Raw genomic sequence first — 16,187 nt, 5'->3', positions numbered from 1 at the left:
CAACTTCCTCAAAACCGCTGCAGCCTGATCCGCTCGGACGCGTCCGTCTGAAAGCGATCAGCTGTTGCAAGGGCCGTCGACGTGCGGGGAAATGAGCGCTTACTGATAATGAATGGGGCTCCCAAACCCGTCAGGCGAAAAGATCTTCAGGATCTGAACATATCTCGCCCCTCTCACTCGCTCATCAGGCGCACACTCACCCATTTGTCGATAGACCCTCAATGAAATGTGAGCTGCTCCCAGCATCTGGCTTGGCTCTTCAATGCTCAGACTTCGCGGCGAGATCCAGCGGCTGGATTTAAGTTTCAGGTGTGACTGCAGCTGAGTCTGTCTGAAACAGCGACTTGGTCGGAGAAGACCTTGTTGGAGGCGACTGCGCTGGAGGAACCTCCGATGGGGCTGCAGCCGAGCCTGTCTGGAACAGCGACTTTGTTGGATTCGACTTGGTTGCAGGAACTTCCGCTGGGATCGCGGCTGGGTCACGTCCGACATAGTCGCTCGAGGTCAGCGGACAGCTGCCAGAGGCATCCCGGTCCCTGCCGACGTCCGTGTGTGCGGGTTTTGCATCACGACTGGCTTGCGAGCTAAGACGGGCTTCTCTCGATTCCCATGGAACAGCGGCCTCCTTTTCGGAACCAGTGTCTTCTATCGGAGGAGCGACAGGAAGATAATAGCTGCCCTCAATCTTCCGAAGCTCATGATTCTTCTCCAAGCGAGACAACACGTTGTAGACGCGGTTGCGATTGCGCTGGACCCCTTCTTGGAACTCCTGGCTTTGCAAGAGATGGTCGATAATCTGGCCACTTGTCGCTCCATTCGTCTGGGTCTTCAAGAACCGCTTAACCTCGTCTCCCATGGGGGAACGACGCGGATGGGGCTCTGAGGGTAGGATCGCCTCATTTGATGTGCTCACCTGCGCCGGCAGCAGAACGTCACCTATTAGTTGATGGGCTCGTTCAGGACCAATCAACTTGGCGACAAGGTTGAGCCATGCATGCGTTTCGGCCACCTGTTTCTGTAAAGAGGTAATCTCGGCTTGCCAGTGTTGGAGGTCATTCATGCGCTTTTGGACCTCAGTGGCGGTGAGTAGCACATCGGAATTGAAAAAAAGAACGGCCATCACGAATCCATAAAAAAGTCAGGAGACGATTACACCGCCCCGCTCCGCCTCCGCAAGATCGGGAGGAGTGCACGTGAGTGCTAGGAGGTAGGTCGCGAAATGAAGGGGTCCGCGAATATGCTGCTGCCGTACGTCAACGGGATAATTCCCCAACTTATTGTCTTCGTAAACCTTGATTGGGTTCCCAAACCTGGGGGAGGTGGAGTCGACCTGGTTCCAACCATCACTTCGCCCGTCCGTCTTCCTTCTCTATAGTCTCTCTCTCTCGGATTCTTGAGCGGTCTCCGAGGCGGCTGACGGGTGTTTTTGATTTCAAGCTGCCGTGTGGCCTGTGCCAAATGTAGCGATGAAGCCATCGTGGCAGTTCAGCGGTGCATTCATTGGAAGTGTGTAGCGGTGGTGGAGGATGTGAACAGAGGTGGAGGATGTGAGCAGCGGTGCTGAACGAAAGACGGTTACGCGTTGATCTCTTTGCGGTCGGCAAAGCTAACCCTGTTCATTGTCGTGACCCTGGCCAGGCTTACCTCGGGGCGCACAATCATATTGATCTCAAGCGACGGAGCGGGGGAAGCCTCTCCCACCGAGCCAGAGGGAAGGATCCCAGACGAGCGAGGTGCGCCCGGGAGTATCCGAAGGGTAGCGCAGCGGAGCGGAGGGACAATGCGGTGGGGGGGCATCCTGGCTCGCATATTGGAGATAATTAGCCAGAGAAAATATATGTAATATTACCCTAAATATGGCTTCTAGAAAATATAAAGCAGATTTCCGACTAATGTTTTAAAATCATTGTTGTAATATTATTTATAGTATTAACTTGATAATGCTTGCGGCAATCCAATCGACCCAGGGAGTTCTCTCTGAACTCACTCGTAGCTGCGCCCGTCCTTATCTATGCCAAGCCGCCCTTCGCCCACCCCAAAGCGTGCTTGAATTTCGGCGGTTCGGTTCTAAGCTTGCCGGAATTTGGCAGTTGCCGCGCTCAGGCGCGGTACGGCTCACCATATGTGCAAAAATCCCGCAGCTTACAAGCGAGACGAACGGACTGACAACTACCTGTACGTGGGCGTGTGCGCAGCGGTCGTGCTGATGCGATGTTCTGTTGGGCTAGCCATGACGTCAGGATCGAAAAGACAGGATCGAAAAGTATGATACTGTTGGCCGCTAAGTGAAGGTGCTGTGATGTCGAAGGCCTTTCTCATCGGAGCTGGAGCCTCAGCTGAAGCAGGCTATCCGATCACGAAGTGGTTGACTTATCCTGTTGCACACTACTTAGACCAATACAGAAGGAAGAAGCGAGGCCAACCCAGTCGCTTAGAGCAATATCTTGGAACGGTTTATTCGCTCGACAGGCACGGGCTGGGACCGGCGGCAATCTTGTGGCACGACTTTGTAAACCCGCCCGAGGGCCAAAGTCCTTCAGCCCTGCCGGACTCTGACTTGATGCCGAGCATCATAGAGATACTTAGCGTAATCGATATAGCTATTGCTGAGCAATGGAGCCTGGGTCCCAGCCGAGACGAGTATTCGCAACATAGAAAGTCGCGGGAGTTCAAAGGCAATGAACTCCAAAGGGTACGGGAACGCCTCGTTGGGGCGCTTTTGACCGGCTTCATGGACCTCGATAGAACTCGACCCTATCATGAGGCTTTCAAAATTCTGGCGAAAAGCCTTGCTCGCGATGACGTCGTCGTGACCACGAACTGGGATACGCTGCTCGATCGAGCGATGTTCCTTGAGACAAGTGCGCCGCCAGCTTACGGAACTCTGGGGGCACGGCTCGTCGACCACGGTGGCCATGATTTGAGAGCGCAAGAAACCAGCGAATCCCGGCGTCTTTATAAACTGCATGGTTCTTTCAACTGGCAGTACTGCCCCCGCTGCGGGGATCTGTACGTGAGTCCCGACAAAATAATCATGCCAATCGATGAGACGAGTCCCTCATGGCTCGATCGAGAATGTCACTGTGGTGCAGAGATGGACGGCCTCGTCGTCACCCCATCTTTCGCAAAGCGATATTTGAACGTTCATCTCGCCAACATCTGGAGGGGCGCGCAGAAGGCACTGGAAGGCGCCAACGAGTGGATCTTTGTTGGCTATTCGCTTCCAGATGACGATATCTGGATAAGGGCGATGCTTTTGCGCGCTGTGGTGATACGTCGTCAAAAGGATCCGCCAACGATCCACGTAGTGAGCCACAAGGAGGACCTTGCGCTCCAGAGGCGGTACCGGCAACTCTTCCAAGCCGACATCGCATTTCATTCAAATGGATTTCTTCATTTCCTCACAAGTTAGCCACTTTTTTGATTGTCCTTACCCGCAGGGGATGCACGCGGACGAACTGGCAATTCGCAGAGTATGGAAGCGTCAGCGGAATGCAATTCTGCGTCTTTGATTGGCAATGTGAGTCAAGGTGGCAGGTGATAAGCATTCGGGCCAAGAAAAATTCATCACGGGACGCCGCAGTATTTTATGACGTAAATATTGCTAGCTTTCAATTCTGCAACCTTATACGGACCCCAACTCTCTTTTATTTTGTCGATTTGTTCATAAGGCCAATTGTCCGTGATCTTTTTTGGTGATTTTGAAGGAGTTTTACCATTATCATCAGAGTACCATACGACAAAGTGCTTACACTCACCCACGTCGTCCATGAGAGAATCCTTTGCCGCCTGCTCACAACGGTCCCAAGCTCTCTTGATAAAAGGTTGTTCGAGTTCCTCCATCGAGGGGTATCTTGGCTTTGCCACGCCCTTGCCGTCGCGCTTGTAGGCTACGCCAGCTATGAACCGCCGCGCTTCGGCAAGCCCGTCCAGATCACTGTCTCCTGTCAACTCTATTGTTGCAGTTTCACCGAAGACTATAGCTTGACAAACCGATTGATCGATCACCTCAATTTTGACTTGTCGGTGGAACGGTCGATCACCCACTCTGGTCAGGATTCCAGCGAGCGAGTGGATGACGCCCTCCGCGTTGGGAAAGTCTAGCTGGATTTGCGCGATCGGACCCTTGCTGCAGGTCGCATGAAAGGATTGGTCGGCGTTCACGACCGGCTTGACTGCCTGGAGCAATCCGCCTTTAGGATCGATGAAACGCACGGTTGGAGTTTGGGCACCTGCTCCTCCGCGTATTTCCACGCTACTGAGTGGTGTTGAGGGCGCTAGCCACACTTTTGTATCAATGCGAATGCCTAGCCCGGACGGCGCAAGAACAATGCTGGACGGCGCCGGCAATTTCACCGTCAGACCTTCGGGCATCGTGAATAGGCTCGGTACCGGTGTTCCCGGCATGCTGAAACCAAAATCGACCAGAAGGAGACCAGGCATCGCGTATTACCTCCGGCTCAGTAACCTAACACTCTAGTCCAATAGAATTTGTGATGGAAGTTCTCGCATGTCACTATACAGTAAGCGGAGTGCGGGCGCATCTTCACTTTCCCTATTTGACACTTGGAGGCCAAATCATTTCTCGCGCAGTCCTCCCCTTGGTAGCAGTTGATGGGTTGACAGGCGACGGGTGGAAACGCGTTGGCCGACCCCTTCGATGAGATAACTCGCCGCTAGGCGTCAGCCCAAACCAGTTCTCATAGTGGCGGCAAATAGGCGTATTAATATTTCAAGGTATCTTGGGTCGGACCGATAGGCAATAGCTGTTGACAGTAGACATGGTATGAGCAATCCTATGTGCCTTGGCTGAGCGATGAAATTTTCATCGACAGTGCAAGAACTGAATCTTTTACACCAGTCAATGTACCTGATTTGGAGCGCGGAAGCGGTTTTAACAACCCTTTCCGCGCGGCTGATCCTTTTGGAGTGGCGTAGGGGGGCATATGGCGGGCACGTTGACGCTCATCCTGGCGGATGTGGCCAGTGGAAATGATTCGCTATCTATCACGGCTGTTGGCGACAAGCCGGCCCCAGGTGCCGACGCCTTCGTTACCATCTCATCAATCGTTATTGTAGTTAGAATCTATGGCGAAAACCCCGTCGATACGGCGTTGTTTGTAGATGAAAAACAATCTTTAGAAGTTGACATACCTACTAAGCTTTTGATCGAGGACGACAAGGGTAGTTTTCGCATTCGCAGCCGCGAAGAGTTGCAGGAGCTTGCAGAGGATGAATGGGCGGCGCTCAAGGACAGGGTGCGTCGCCGACTGGCCGAGCCGATTGTCGTACTGTCCGACGCGACCGCCAATCCCCAACAGACCCTCTTCGGAGTCGCCACCGTAGGCGGCGTGGCACTGGTCGATGGACGAGTATGGTTGAATGCGGCGCTTGTCGACGGACTGGATTCGATCGGCAAGGACGTCTGGCTGCTGAGAGCCCAGGGTGCCGCGGAAATCAAACTCACCTATACCCAAAGCGCAAATGAGCTGGAGGTCGGCGGGTGGCTGGCACTTCTGTTTGAGGTGAAAAAGGCCGCGCTCGCCGACTGGATCGACCTCGGCATCGATTTTGACCTGCCGACCCTGCCCGGATTCGACCTGAAGCTGCCAAAGATCAAGCTGCCGAAGCTCGCGTTGCCTGCCCCCACGACGTTCGACGATGTTTTGCCGAGTTTGTTCACGCTGACCCTCCCTCCGTTCTTTGAAAAATTCAACTTCACTTGGGACGATCCAAAGCCGCAGTTGGCAGTCACGTTGAAGCAAAGCGACATCACCGTTGCGACCAGTCAGCCAGGCAACGGAACCCTGAAGTATGACGGAACCGAATTCTGCAAATTGCAGCAGGTCATGCTGCAATACGCAGACCCCAAGTTTGATTTCTCAGCGACGATTGTTCCGGCAGTTACACCAATCACGATTCCGCCAGGATCGTTTCGCGTCCCCCCGTTCCAGATCGATATCAGCGAGCCTTTGACGGCAACTCTGGCTTTCAAAGATCTGGATCTTGGCGATGGCAAACCACATAAAAATCTAGTTCTCGAAACGACGCTTCAATGCAACAAACTCGTTTTGTCGGCGATCGACGACCCATCCACCTGCATCGCGCTGAGTTTCGAGGTCGTCATCACCTACAACTCAGGCAGTGGCAAGACGTCAACTACCCTTAAAAAGCTTGCCATCGTCGAGCCTTATCCAATCGCGCTGATTGTGGCAGCGGTCGAGCAACTGGGAAAATTGATTAGACTAGTGGGTGCCATCCCCTTGCCTTCGGCCAAGGCGCCGAATGTCGACATGTCGTCGGTCATGGAGGTGATCAAGCGTCTCGCAAAGATGCTGGCAAGCGCTGCGAAGTGGCTTGCAAGGCAGGCAGGGGAGGCAATCGGTCTGCTTGCAGGTCTGGTCGAGGCAGTACTCGAGGCCGTTCTGCAACTTGTCAAGGAACTGGTCCGGCTTGGGTCTGACGTCGGCAACGAAATCATCTCGCACATCGCAGTCGAGGTCCGGCTGGATCCGAAGACCTACCGCTTGCGGCAGATCATCATCATGCCAGTTCGCGACGACAGCAAACCGGCGCAAGACGTCACGACAAGCGCACTCGGCTTTGATTTCGCTATGGCTGCAGATCTCCGACCAGCGTTGGTGATCGACCTTGGCCCGGAAAGTTGGACCGGCATTGTCGTGCAGCCCGCTGGTTCTTTCGTCTTCCTCGCCACCGATTTCTGGCTGGCGAAGGAGACAGGTCCGCAGCAGGCCATCACTACAATCGACAATGACGGCGTGCAGGGGCAAAGCCCACCGCGGCTCGTTCAGCTTAAAGCCACCCCGATGACGGTAAAGGACGATGCCGCTGAAATCGTCATCGCTGCCGTCCAGCGCGGGCAGCTCAGGCTATTCCAGACATTCGTCGGCGACAAACCGGCCACCAAGAACATTGACTTAGCGCTTGGCAATCGCGTCGCCCTGGCCATCCGAGAGACGGGCCTGCTGCGCGATGGTGAACTACAGCTTGGCGATGACGTGAATCCCAATGCAATCTTCAAGTTGCAACTTAACTACGATGGCCTCAAGGCGCGGCTGCTGTCGCTGTTCGCCAAGGCCGATGCCGGCGGCGGCGGCGGTTTCATCGACAGGCTCAAGCAGAGAATCGAGATCACAGATGTCAAATCGACTTTCGGCAGCGACAAGACCTCTGCGCAGGTCGCTCTGACGCTTGCGATTCACATCGACGACGAGTTCGTCCCCGCAACTGATCTGGTCGTCAGCGCATCGCTACGTGACCTGTCAATGAAGGTCACTGGCGGCGACAGGATCATTATCAAAGGCCCCGACAAGGAATACCATCCGCTGGGCCTGACTCTGACGATCACCGAGAAAGTTCCGAACCAGAAGAAAGAAACCTATCCGCAGTTCGTTCTCGATCTGTCGCATGGCAACGAGAGCCTAGGCCTTGCTGACGAGGCCAAAGCGGATCTGTCGTTCGGCCAGGTCTCTACCAGCGGCAAAGGTCTGCAGTTCGAGGTGCCGACACTGCGGATCGGCCGCGGGGGCATCGACCTCGAAGCAAAGGTCCTGCCCGAACCAGTGAAGCTTGGTGGCGTCGATGTGCCGTTCCGCTTCACATCCGGGCAGGTCTCGATCAAGGGCTCGAAATTTGGCGGCGGCTCCCTCGCTGGCGCCGGTCAATTGCCGTCGGCGCTGGTCGGCGAGGCCAACGCAAATATCGCGCTGCAGCTCGGCGCCAACTCCGATGGTGGCGTGATCGTCAAATCGGCAACGGCTCGGCTTGACAAAAGTGGCGATCCGATCCGCTGCTCGTCAACCCGTTTCGAATTGACTATTACAGAACTCGGCTTCGACTATCGTTATGAGGGAAGTTATCACTTTTTCTTCCTGTTGACTGGCAGCGCCGTCTTCAAACCTAATGGCAACGAATATTCCAGCGGCCTTCTCAAGAACCTCAGAGACGTTACAATCAAACTTGACAAGGCTCCGCTTACAAGCGATCCGCGGGTGCTCCTTCGCTCGATTTCGTTCCAGGTAAAAGTCGATCCGCCAAAGAAGATCTCCCTTTTCGACATCTTCAGCTTCGACCTGAAGGGGTTCGGATTCCATCCAGCTTCACCGAAGTTCGACGGTGATCCGGCGATGAACATGTCAGGCCAGGTCCACTTCCTGAAAACCGGCAACCGTATCAGCGGGGATATTGAGTTCCACGGCTTGTGGTTCACCGGGCCAAAGACCGGCTCTTCAAAGCCACGGATACGCTTTGACGGTTTGTCGGTCGGCATCCGCACAGGCGGCGTCGACATCGAAGGAACGGCACTTGCGGTCGATGGCTCCTTGCCTGACCTCTACAAGCCGGGAACGCTGCCCGCCGACATCAAAGCTGACGGCTTCCTGGCCAACGGCAAGGTGGACATCGATGGCTGGGCGTCAATGACCGCGGCAATGGGTTTCCTAGAATTGCGCAAGGAAGGCTACCCGGACCCGAAGCACTCCTTCTTTCTTTACGGCCAGCTCAACAAGATCGCCGTGCCCATCCGCACACCCGTCGGCACGATCTATCTGCGCGAGGCCGGTTTCGGCTTTGGTTACCGCTACACTATCGCGGGCATCAACCGGGCGCAGAAAGCCACCTCGCCACACCAACTGGTCAAGATTCTCGATGACGTCTCGAAATACCAGGGAAATCTGTATCAATTCCAGGCTTGGGAGCCGACCTACGACAACAGCGACCTAACCCTCGCATTACGCGGCATGTTCGCCCTGTCGGCGGTTGAGGGAGACAGCTACGACGAGAAGGGCGAAAAGGATCTGCCCAATCCGCTGCTGTTTGACATCGTCGCTGCGTTCCGCACCGACTTCACCTTCCTGATCAATATACGCGCCTGGGTCAGCGTCAACTACAACGATTGGGCTTCCAGCGGCCTCAACGAGCCCTGGAAGTCGAATCCAACAATGCGCGGCTACCTCTATTTCTCGGTTCCGCGTAAGGAGTTCCTCGGCCGCTTCCTGTCCGACGGGAAGGGTTATGTCGGCAACCACCCCGAGCTGCCGAAAGCCTTGGCTGATGCGATCTCGGCGACCAGATTCTCCGCCACGCTCTACATTCGGCCAGGCCTGTTCCATGCGGAACTCGGCTGGCCTTATGAACTCGGCTTCTCGCTCGGCGAGCCCGGCGGCAAATTCTATCTGTCGCTTTCAGGTGGTCTGATCCACCGCATCGAGGATGCGTCGCTGCTTAACGGCATTGCATTCCGGGCGAATGGCTCTGTCTACCTCGAAGGTCGCGTTGGCGGTAGCAGTCTGGGCGCGGCGGCCGTTGCGCGCGCCAATTTCGCCATCGAGGCGAAAGTGTTGTCCTATTTCTCGCTGAAGAACTTCGGCGAGTCCTTCTATTATGGTTACCTGCGCATCGATGTGGCCGTCCATGTGAGCGTCGAGGTGTGGATCAGCTTCAAGATTTTCGGCAATCGAATCCGGCTGTCTGTGGGCTTCTCTCTTCATCTTGCGGTCTCAGTCGCCCTGGAAGCAGTGATCGGCGCGAAAGGAATTGGTGGCCGGGCGCAAGTATCGATCGGCGTGTGTGCATTTGGTCGCACGCTTTCGGTTGGCATCGGCTTTTCGTTTAACAACGACAAGCTGGCGGACGCCCGGGCCAAGGTCGCGCGCTTCATGGAGCTGGGCTTGGCGACCGAAATTCCCGACAAGGCGGGGGATGGCCAGCGTATCGAGACCAACCCGAAGCCCGAGCCCTCACGCAGGGAAGTAGCCCAGATTGGTGACACGACCGTGGAGGAGGATATCGGCAGCGAGCCACTTCCGCGAGAGCCTGACGAGGATACAAAAAGCTACAACGGCAGAGAGATCGGTCAGACTGATTTCTGGGCTGTCCTGTTCCCGACTGTGCGTCCCGACGGCGCGAATGCCGACGACGCAGACCCATGGTACGTCATGCAGTTGCTGCCTCGGGATCATACATCGGTCGATGGAAATCCAATCAGAACGCTCAATTATGACGAACTCGCAGCGACTTTCTTCGCGGGCACGGCAACACGCCAGCTTGGATACGCCGGACATCAAATTGCAATAAATGTTGATAAAATAAAAAAGGCAAAGTATTTGGAAATTGGCCAGGTAAGGACAAATAAAAAAACAGAGTGGTATAGAATTTCAGCCGGCGTCCCGACCGCCATTGACTGTTATGCAAATTTAAAGGCCGTTGTTGCCAGAGAAGGTGACGATCAGCTCGATCTTGGTCAGCTGTTGGATACGTTATTCCTTGGCAAAACTGTCGATGAGAAATTTGCCCCGGAAGAGCCTTCCGCCCGGGTCGTCGAACCAGAGCTCAGCAAACTTTCAGAAAGTGCCAAGACATCGGCGCAACAGTTGGGACGCATCGGTCGCGGAAGAACCAATCTGACCGGACAGCTGAAACGCGAGGCTGAAATCGAGGAGGCGCGTTCGGCCATTGTTTCGGCGGTGGCCGAGACTGCGGCGACGATTGCCGCGCAAGGAGAAACAGACGGGGTCTGGCCAGTGCGACGCGACAAAGACATCGATGCGCGAGATTTCGACCTGACCTTCGTGCTTAGCGAAACGGCGATCGGCGAATTGTTCGATGGTGATGCAGAGATCGCGCCGCCAGTTGGAAGGTTCACCGTTCTCAAGAGCGACACGGTGAATCCCACCAAGCTCGGTATGGTCCATTTGTTCAATCATCCCTCGCGGATGTTCCGCCAGCGGCAGCCGAAACTATCGCCTGCTCATGTGTTCGCGGACAACGGCGTCAAGCTGAACTGGGATCTGGAACCGGACTGGGGTCAGTCGGTGGGCGCCTATCACGATCCTGAATTCCACCTGAAGTATTATCGGATCCGGCGCGTCGTTGTCGGTGTGGCGGAAAGTGATTTCCGCGCCGAGTTCGTGGTGAAACGTGGCTCCGCGATCGAGTTTCTCGCAGCATCGGAAATGGAGCCGGAGCGCGCTCGCCTGGTGAAAAAGGAATTCCAGTTCATCGATGATCTGCGATCGCAGATCGATGAAGCCGGCCGGCCAGGCGAAGCAGTACCGGAAGCCATGCGTCGGCTGCTTCTCGGGCAGGGCACGGCTGAGGACGCGGGCGCGATGAATGTAGACATCAGCAATCTGAAGCTGACCTACGAGATCGTGCCGGTGGACAATGCGGGTACCTCGGACAGCGGGGAGATTTATGAAATCAAGGACTATCACGTGCGTGACTTCCCGCCACGCTCGCCGCGCGAGGCTGCACTACAGGTCGCGTATGACCAGATGCCGACGCCTTTCGAACAGAAGGTGGACACAGCAGCAGCCGCCTTGCTGGTGATGCTAATGCCCGCCGTCAATGGCGCGGTAATTGAATGGCCATTGCCAGAAGACAGCGGGTCGCCGAAGGACAAGAAAGAGCCGCCGCACGTCTATCTGCTGCGAGTACAGAAGCTGAAGGTGGCGCCATCGGGTGGCTATGGCGCGGATGCAGTTGATGACGCGCGGCGGCGTCCAGATCAAGCCGCGATCGACAGGATGGATCCCGACGAGGTGGCCGACTTCGTGCTCGAGATCAACGGCAAGAAACCTACTCTCAACATCGTTGCCGAGTACCAACTGAACGATGATCACTTTGACATCAGACCCTACGTGGCCACCGTGCACGAACTATCCAAGGGGGCGGAGGAAATTGTCCTTGGCGATGGTTCAAAAATTGAGAGACTGCTCTGGTCGCTGGGAGTGGCGGTGCAGAATCCTGCGAAAGCCGAGGCCGGCGTAGGCCATCGCGTCTTCCTGGCCCGCCTTTACCGCGACAAGCCGTCACAAAAGGAGGCTGAAAAACTTGACTTGCTGCGGCGCGGGGAATGGAAAACGCTAACGCTCAACATCGTGATCGGCATGGACGGCGGGCGCCCGGCCCTTTCGTCGGTAGTCGAGGTATTGGAACGGCCCGTTCAACTGCAGTTCGCGGCGTTGAAGCGGCAGGACATGCGGGTAGAGAGTGGCAGGGTGGACATCGTCCAGCCTTCCGCCAGCGGCAAGCTAGGTGACCTGATTGACCGCAATTCACCCTTCCAGGTGGTACGTGACGCACGCCGGCGCACTGCCACGCGACTGAAGTGGAATGCACGGCCCCAGTCGCTCGAATTGGTCGGCAGCAAGGCTTCCCCGGCCGATCTCCATCGATGGATTTCCGGTTTCCAGGTGTTCAGCGTCGATCCGGAGACGCTGACCGATCGCGACGTCAAGGGCTTCGTTGACGATGTTGAAGAAATGGCACAGCCACTGGGCCGTGTTTCGCTGCTGCCGGCGACAATGCGAGGTCTCGATCCGGCCGGCTTCGGCGACTTCAGCCGTATCGAGGCTGCCTATCCAAGCGACACGCTGCGCCTTGAATACGCGGCGTCAGGTCAGCAAGCCAGCGGGGCACGCAAGGCCGGCTGGTATTCGGCCGCGGAGACAATGGCAATATTCCCCCAACCCTCGATACGCCGGTCCCTAATGCCCGAACCGGACGAAGGACTGATATCGTCTCTGTTTGCAGGCGGCACGCCCGACGCCATCCGCGTTTCGATACCTGAGTGGCAGGCTCTTGACGACCAGGTGGCCAGGCAAATCACGGGTACGGACAATCGTGTGCTGGTTGGTTGGACCATTGAGGAAAAGGGCAGCCGCGCCGAGAGTTGGGGAGAGTACGACAAGAAGCTTCAGCGCGTGCCGTTTCCGCAACGCACGCAAGAGGCCCGGTTCGAGGTAACCTTCTCCTTAGCCGAGATCACAGGGCAGGCAGTGCCCAAACTGCGGCGGTTGCTGCAGAACCTGCGCCTTGCTCCAAACGGAAGTGATGATGGCAGTACGGAACAAGCCGCACTGGAACGCCGTGCTGGCGAGCCCGCGTATCTCGCGAAGGTCGTGCTGAGAATTGAGGCGGTCCGTTTTGTAGGTCAAACCAGGGAGCCTCGGGTCGTGGCGACCCAGGAGACAGTCATCGACCTGATGCCAAGGCTGCACCCGATCATCGCCGACACACTTGCCTTCATCCAGTATGACAGCTGGGCAGCCGATGGACTTGCCGCATCTAATGGCAGAATCTTCAAGCGCTACGCCGTCTCGCGTGACGCGGACCCCGATATAACAACCACCGAGTTTGATGCGTATGTCGACCAGACGCCGGTCGAGCGCGACCCGTTTGGCTGGGGCGCGTTGCGCGCTCTGGGCCTGGCGGCGGGTTTCCGGCTCTATGACACTGAAGCAAAAGACTATGTCCGCTTCGGCAATGACTCGAAGGCCCTTTCTCAGCGCATCGAAGCCGCATTCGCGCGGGCACTCGAACGGTACGACGATGGACTGCGCGACAACGGGCAGCCATTTGTCGACATACTCACTCAGCCGTGGGGCAACGCCAGGCTGAGCTGGTTCGACGGAGGCCAGCGCAACCCCACGAGCGAAAAGGAAATTGACGAGATCGAGAGCTCAATGCTCGCGGCTACCCAGATAGCCTTGCGCCCGCATCCGGATCGAAGAGCAGCGAGCTTCTCCGTAGCTCCGGCGGTGCGTTACTATGCTCTTACTTCCCCAGACAGGGACCGCAAACGTCCACAATGGACCATCGCGAAGAAGGACGGCAGCGACGCCGTGGCACGCTACGATATTCTTGGCGTCGCCGGCGGTATTGTTGCCCAGAAACCCCTGCGGCTGGACAAGGACACGCCGCAGATTACGCTGTTCGAGCCTTGGCCGGCAATTGAAACAACGAGCAGCAAAAGGTTCATTATCGCCGTCGTCCGGGAGGTGCTGATCAAACAGCTGCCTATCGATGATCCAAACCAGAATCTCGAAGCACGTCTGGGCGTTCAGCCGCCCAAGGGTCGGGACTGGAGTTTCGAGGCGATCGAACAGCCATCAGTGATGCTTTCGCTCGATCAACAGATGGCCACTGCGGAGCACGCATTCGGCAAGTTCGAAGCTTTGCCGACGGAAGACTGGTCGGATGCCTTATTCAGGCCTACAGCGGACGCCGCCGGCATCAATCCGCATGAGGGCGTCCGGCGCCTGGCTTACTATGTCGGTCGACGATTTGACCCGATCCAGCTGTCGACAGCGGCAAACGCGAGTGAAGAGCAGCAGCGGGACGCAGCTTCCGGGCGCAAGGAACTGGCGGATCGCATCGTTCGTTTTTGGACCCGCTTCGTCGAACATTGCGCCCCCGGCTGGGGCCGCCCAAGCGCACAGGCAAGCGCTAGCCGCCAGACGCGGGAGGCGATCTTTTTCTCGCTCGGCACCATCGCCGATCCGGGCCTTTCCCGTTGCGCACCCAGCGACACTGGAACGCTGTCGATGACCGTCGTCGATGTCGAACAGCGCGGCGCACGGCGCAAATTCGCCGTTCGGCCCTATGGCCGGTATGACGATTGGGCCAACGCCGTTCAGACCAAGATCTATCGACAGGACATCGTGGAACAAGGACTGACAGGGGCCTTCGAAAATCGCGGCGGAGACGATCTTGGGACGACCTATTTCGTCGACACAACATTGCCGCGTACCGAACCGTTGGAAAAACCGGTGATCCTGTCGACGGCTACCCACAAGCCGGCCGGAAAGGGTCAGCCTGGCCGGTTCGAGCTTGTGGTCGCCCACGGATCGGACATGGTGTTGGCGCAGGCCAACAGGCGAAATGCCGCGCTGCTGGCGCCCCTCGATATTTCCGTCGGCTTCTGGCGCGAATTTGGCCACACGCTATGGCTAGACGCCATCAGGTGTCAGCACGGGGACCGTGGATATGACGCGCTGGCACCATTCGGATCACTCGACCAACGACTTGACCTCAAGAAGATGCCAATAGACCGTGCCGTCGCTGAGCAGCGGCTGGTCGATCTACGACGGCGTGTGCCCGACGCCTGGCTGGGGTCGACGATGATAACTGCGACCCAGCTGCCTTACCTTTTCCGCACGCACGCTCTCGTTCACGCGGCAGCTGGAATCGTCGTCTCGGAACAGGCGTCGGTGACCTTCGAGGAGGGGTTCTACGAGCTTGCGTGGCCGTTCCTGCCGGGGGACTCTGGCGGTCGCGAAATTGCGAAAGAGAAGCATCAATATTCAGTCGAAAGACGCTTCATGGCGGCTATTCCAAACCCGTTTGATCCCAAAGGGCCGCCGCTGCTGCCAGACTTCGAAATTCCGGTCATTACATTTGACATAGCCGCACTCCGGTTCATCGACTGCATGGATGCCGATGAGGCCGGGCTTTGGTTCGGATCCAATGGCGAAAACTGTCCGGATTCGCTCAAACGTGTCACGCATCTACCAGAGCCGGGAGTGAGCTATCGAATCTCCATGGAAACAGTTCTGCGCATCATCTCCGACAAGAGCGGATCACGGGATGAGACGCTCGCCCGCGTACAGGAGATTGACGTGCTGGCAAGCCAGCCAAAGCACAAGACTGACCCACTTTATCTGCTTCAGGGGTCGGGCAGTCGTTTCCAGCTGGACGAGAGCCACGCCATCAAAACCAGAGACGGGACGTTCTACGCGACCAACCCGCGCCCGCCCAAGGCACCGGCCGGATACGAGTGGCGGGTGCCCGTTGCTGTGCTTGTGACACAACAGCCTCCAGCGATAGTTCGCGCCGTGACCGCCGATCAGGGCGCGATCCTGAAGAAAGTGATCAGCAATCTGCCGCCCCCGAAAGGCTGGTTGCCGCCCGCGATTGGCGCGCTGGCGGCGGTGAGTGTGTCGTGGACCACGAAGCCAAAAGCGGTTCAATGGGACCTACTGCTGGCACGCTTGCGCAAGATCGGCGATTCACCCGAGGCGATCCAGCTGATCGAGGCAGCGAAGGGCGGTCAGGGGATTGTCGACAACAGCGGTCTTGGCCTGCAAATCGGGCTGGACTCGGCAACGAACAGCGACATCAGGGCTGCGCTATCGGACCTCGGTTCAGCCATGATCGGCGACATCAGCGCGATCATCATTAGGCGACCGCCGACGGACGATGAGTTGCGGAAGTTCGACCCGGCGGACTACGGCGGTGCAACCCCCGCCGTTGAGCTCAACCTGCTGGTACTGGAGATTGCCGAAGCCCAGCTTTTTGGACCTGGCCGTCGCCCTGCCGTCTCTGCATCCAAGGGGCCGGAGGTGCCGATTACTCACCCGTTTGCGCGTCGCATCGGAGGCTGA

4 protein-coding genes are annotated in these 16,187 nt (G+C 57.0%); 2 read left to right on the top strand and 2 right to left on the bottom strand.

The window, feature by feature from the left end:
* Window positions 1-298: 298 nt before the first annotated feature.
* Window positions 299-1,120: a hypothetical protein gene (locus tag NKJ94_RS31165; protein ID WP_352530828.1), complete on the bottom strand. Its 822-nt coding sequence runs from the start codon at window positions 1,118-1,120 to the stop codon at window positions 299-301.
* Between the two features lie 1,179 nt (window positions 1,121-2,299).
* Here NKJ94_RS31165 and NKJ94_RS31160 point away from each other — a divergent pair.
* Window positions 2,300-3,412 carry an SIR2 family protein gene (locus NKJ94_RS31160; RefSeq protein ID WP_352530826.1) on the top strand — a complete coding sequence of 371 codons (1,113 nt, stop codon included), beginning with the start codon at window positions 2,300-2,302 and terminating at the stop codon, window positions 3,410-3,412.
* A 155-nt stretch (window positions 3,413-3,567) separates the two neighbouring features.
* Here the strand turns inward: NKJ94_RS31160 and NKJ94_RS31155 are convergent, their stop codons facing one another.
* Window positions 3,568-4,443: a hypothetical protein gene (locus tag NKJ94_RS31155; protein WP_352530824.1), complete on the bottom strand. Its 876-nt coding sequence runs from the start codon at window positions 4,441-4,443 to the stop codon at window positions 3,568-3,570.
* A gap of 503 nt (window positions 4,444-4,946) precedes the next feature.
* On the opposite strand from NKJ94_RS31155, the gene NKJ94_RS31150 reads away from it, so the two are divergent.
* Complete coding sequence (locus NKJ94_RS31150; protein WP_352530822.1) at window positions 4,947-16,187, top strand: hypothetical protein; 11,241 nt, start codon at window positions 4,947-4,949, stop codon at window positions 16,185-16,187.

Source organism: Mesorhizobium sp. M0060 (genome assembly GCF_040323155.1).
Lineage (GTDB): Bacteria > Pseudomonadota > Alphaproteobacteria > Rhizobiales > Rhizobiaceae > Mesorhizobium.
Note: the sequence above shows the minus strand (reverse complement) of the source record. Positions and strands in the feature narration are given on the sequence as shown.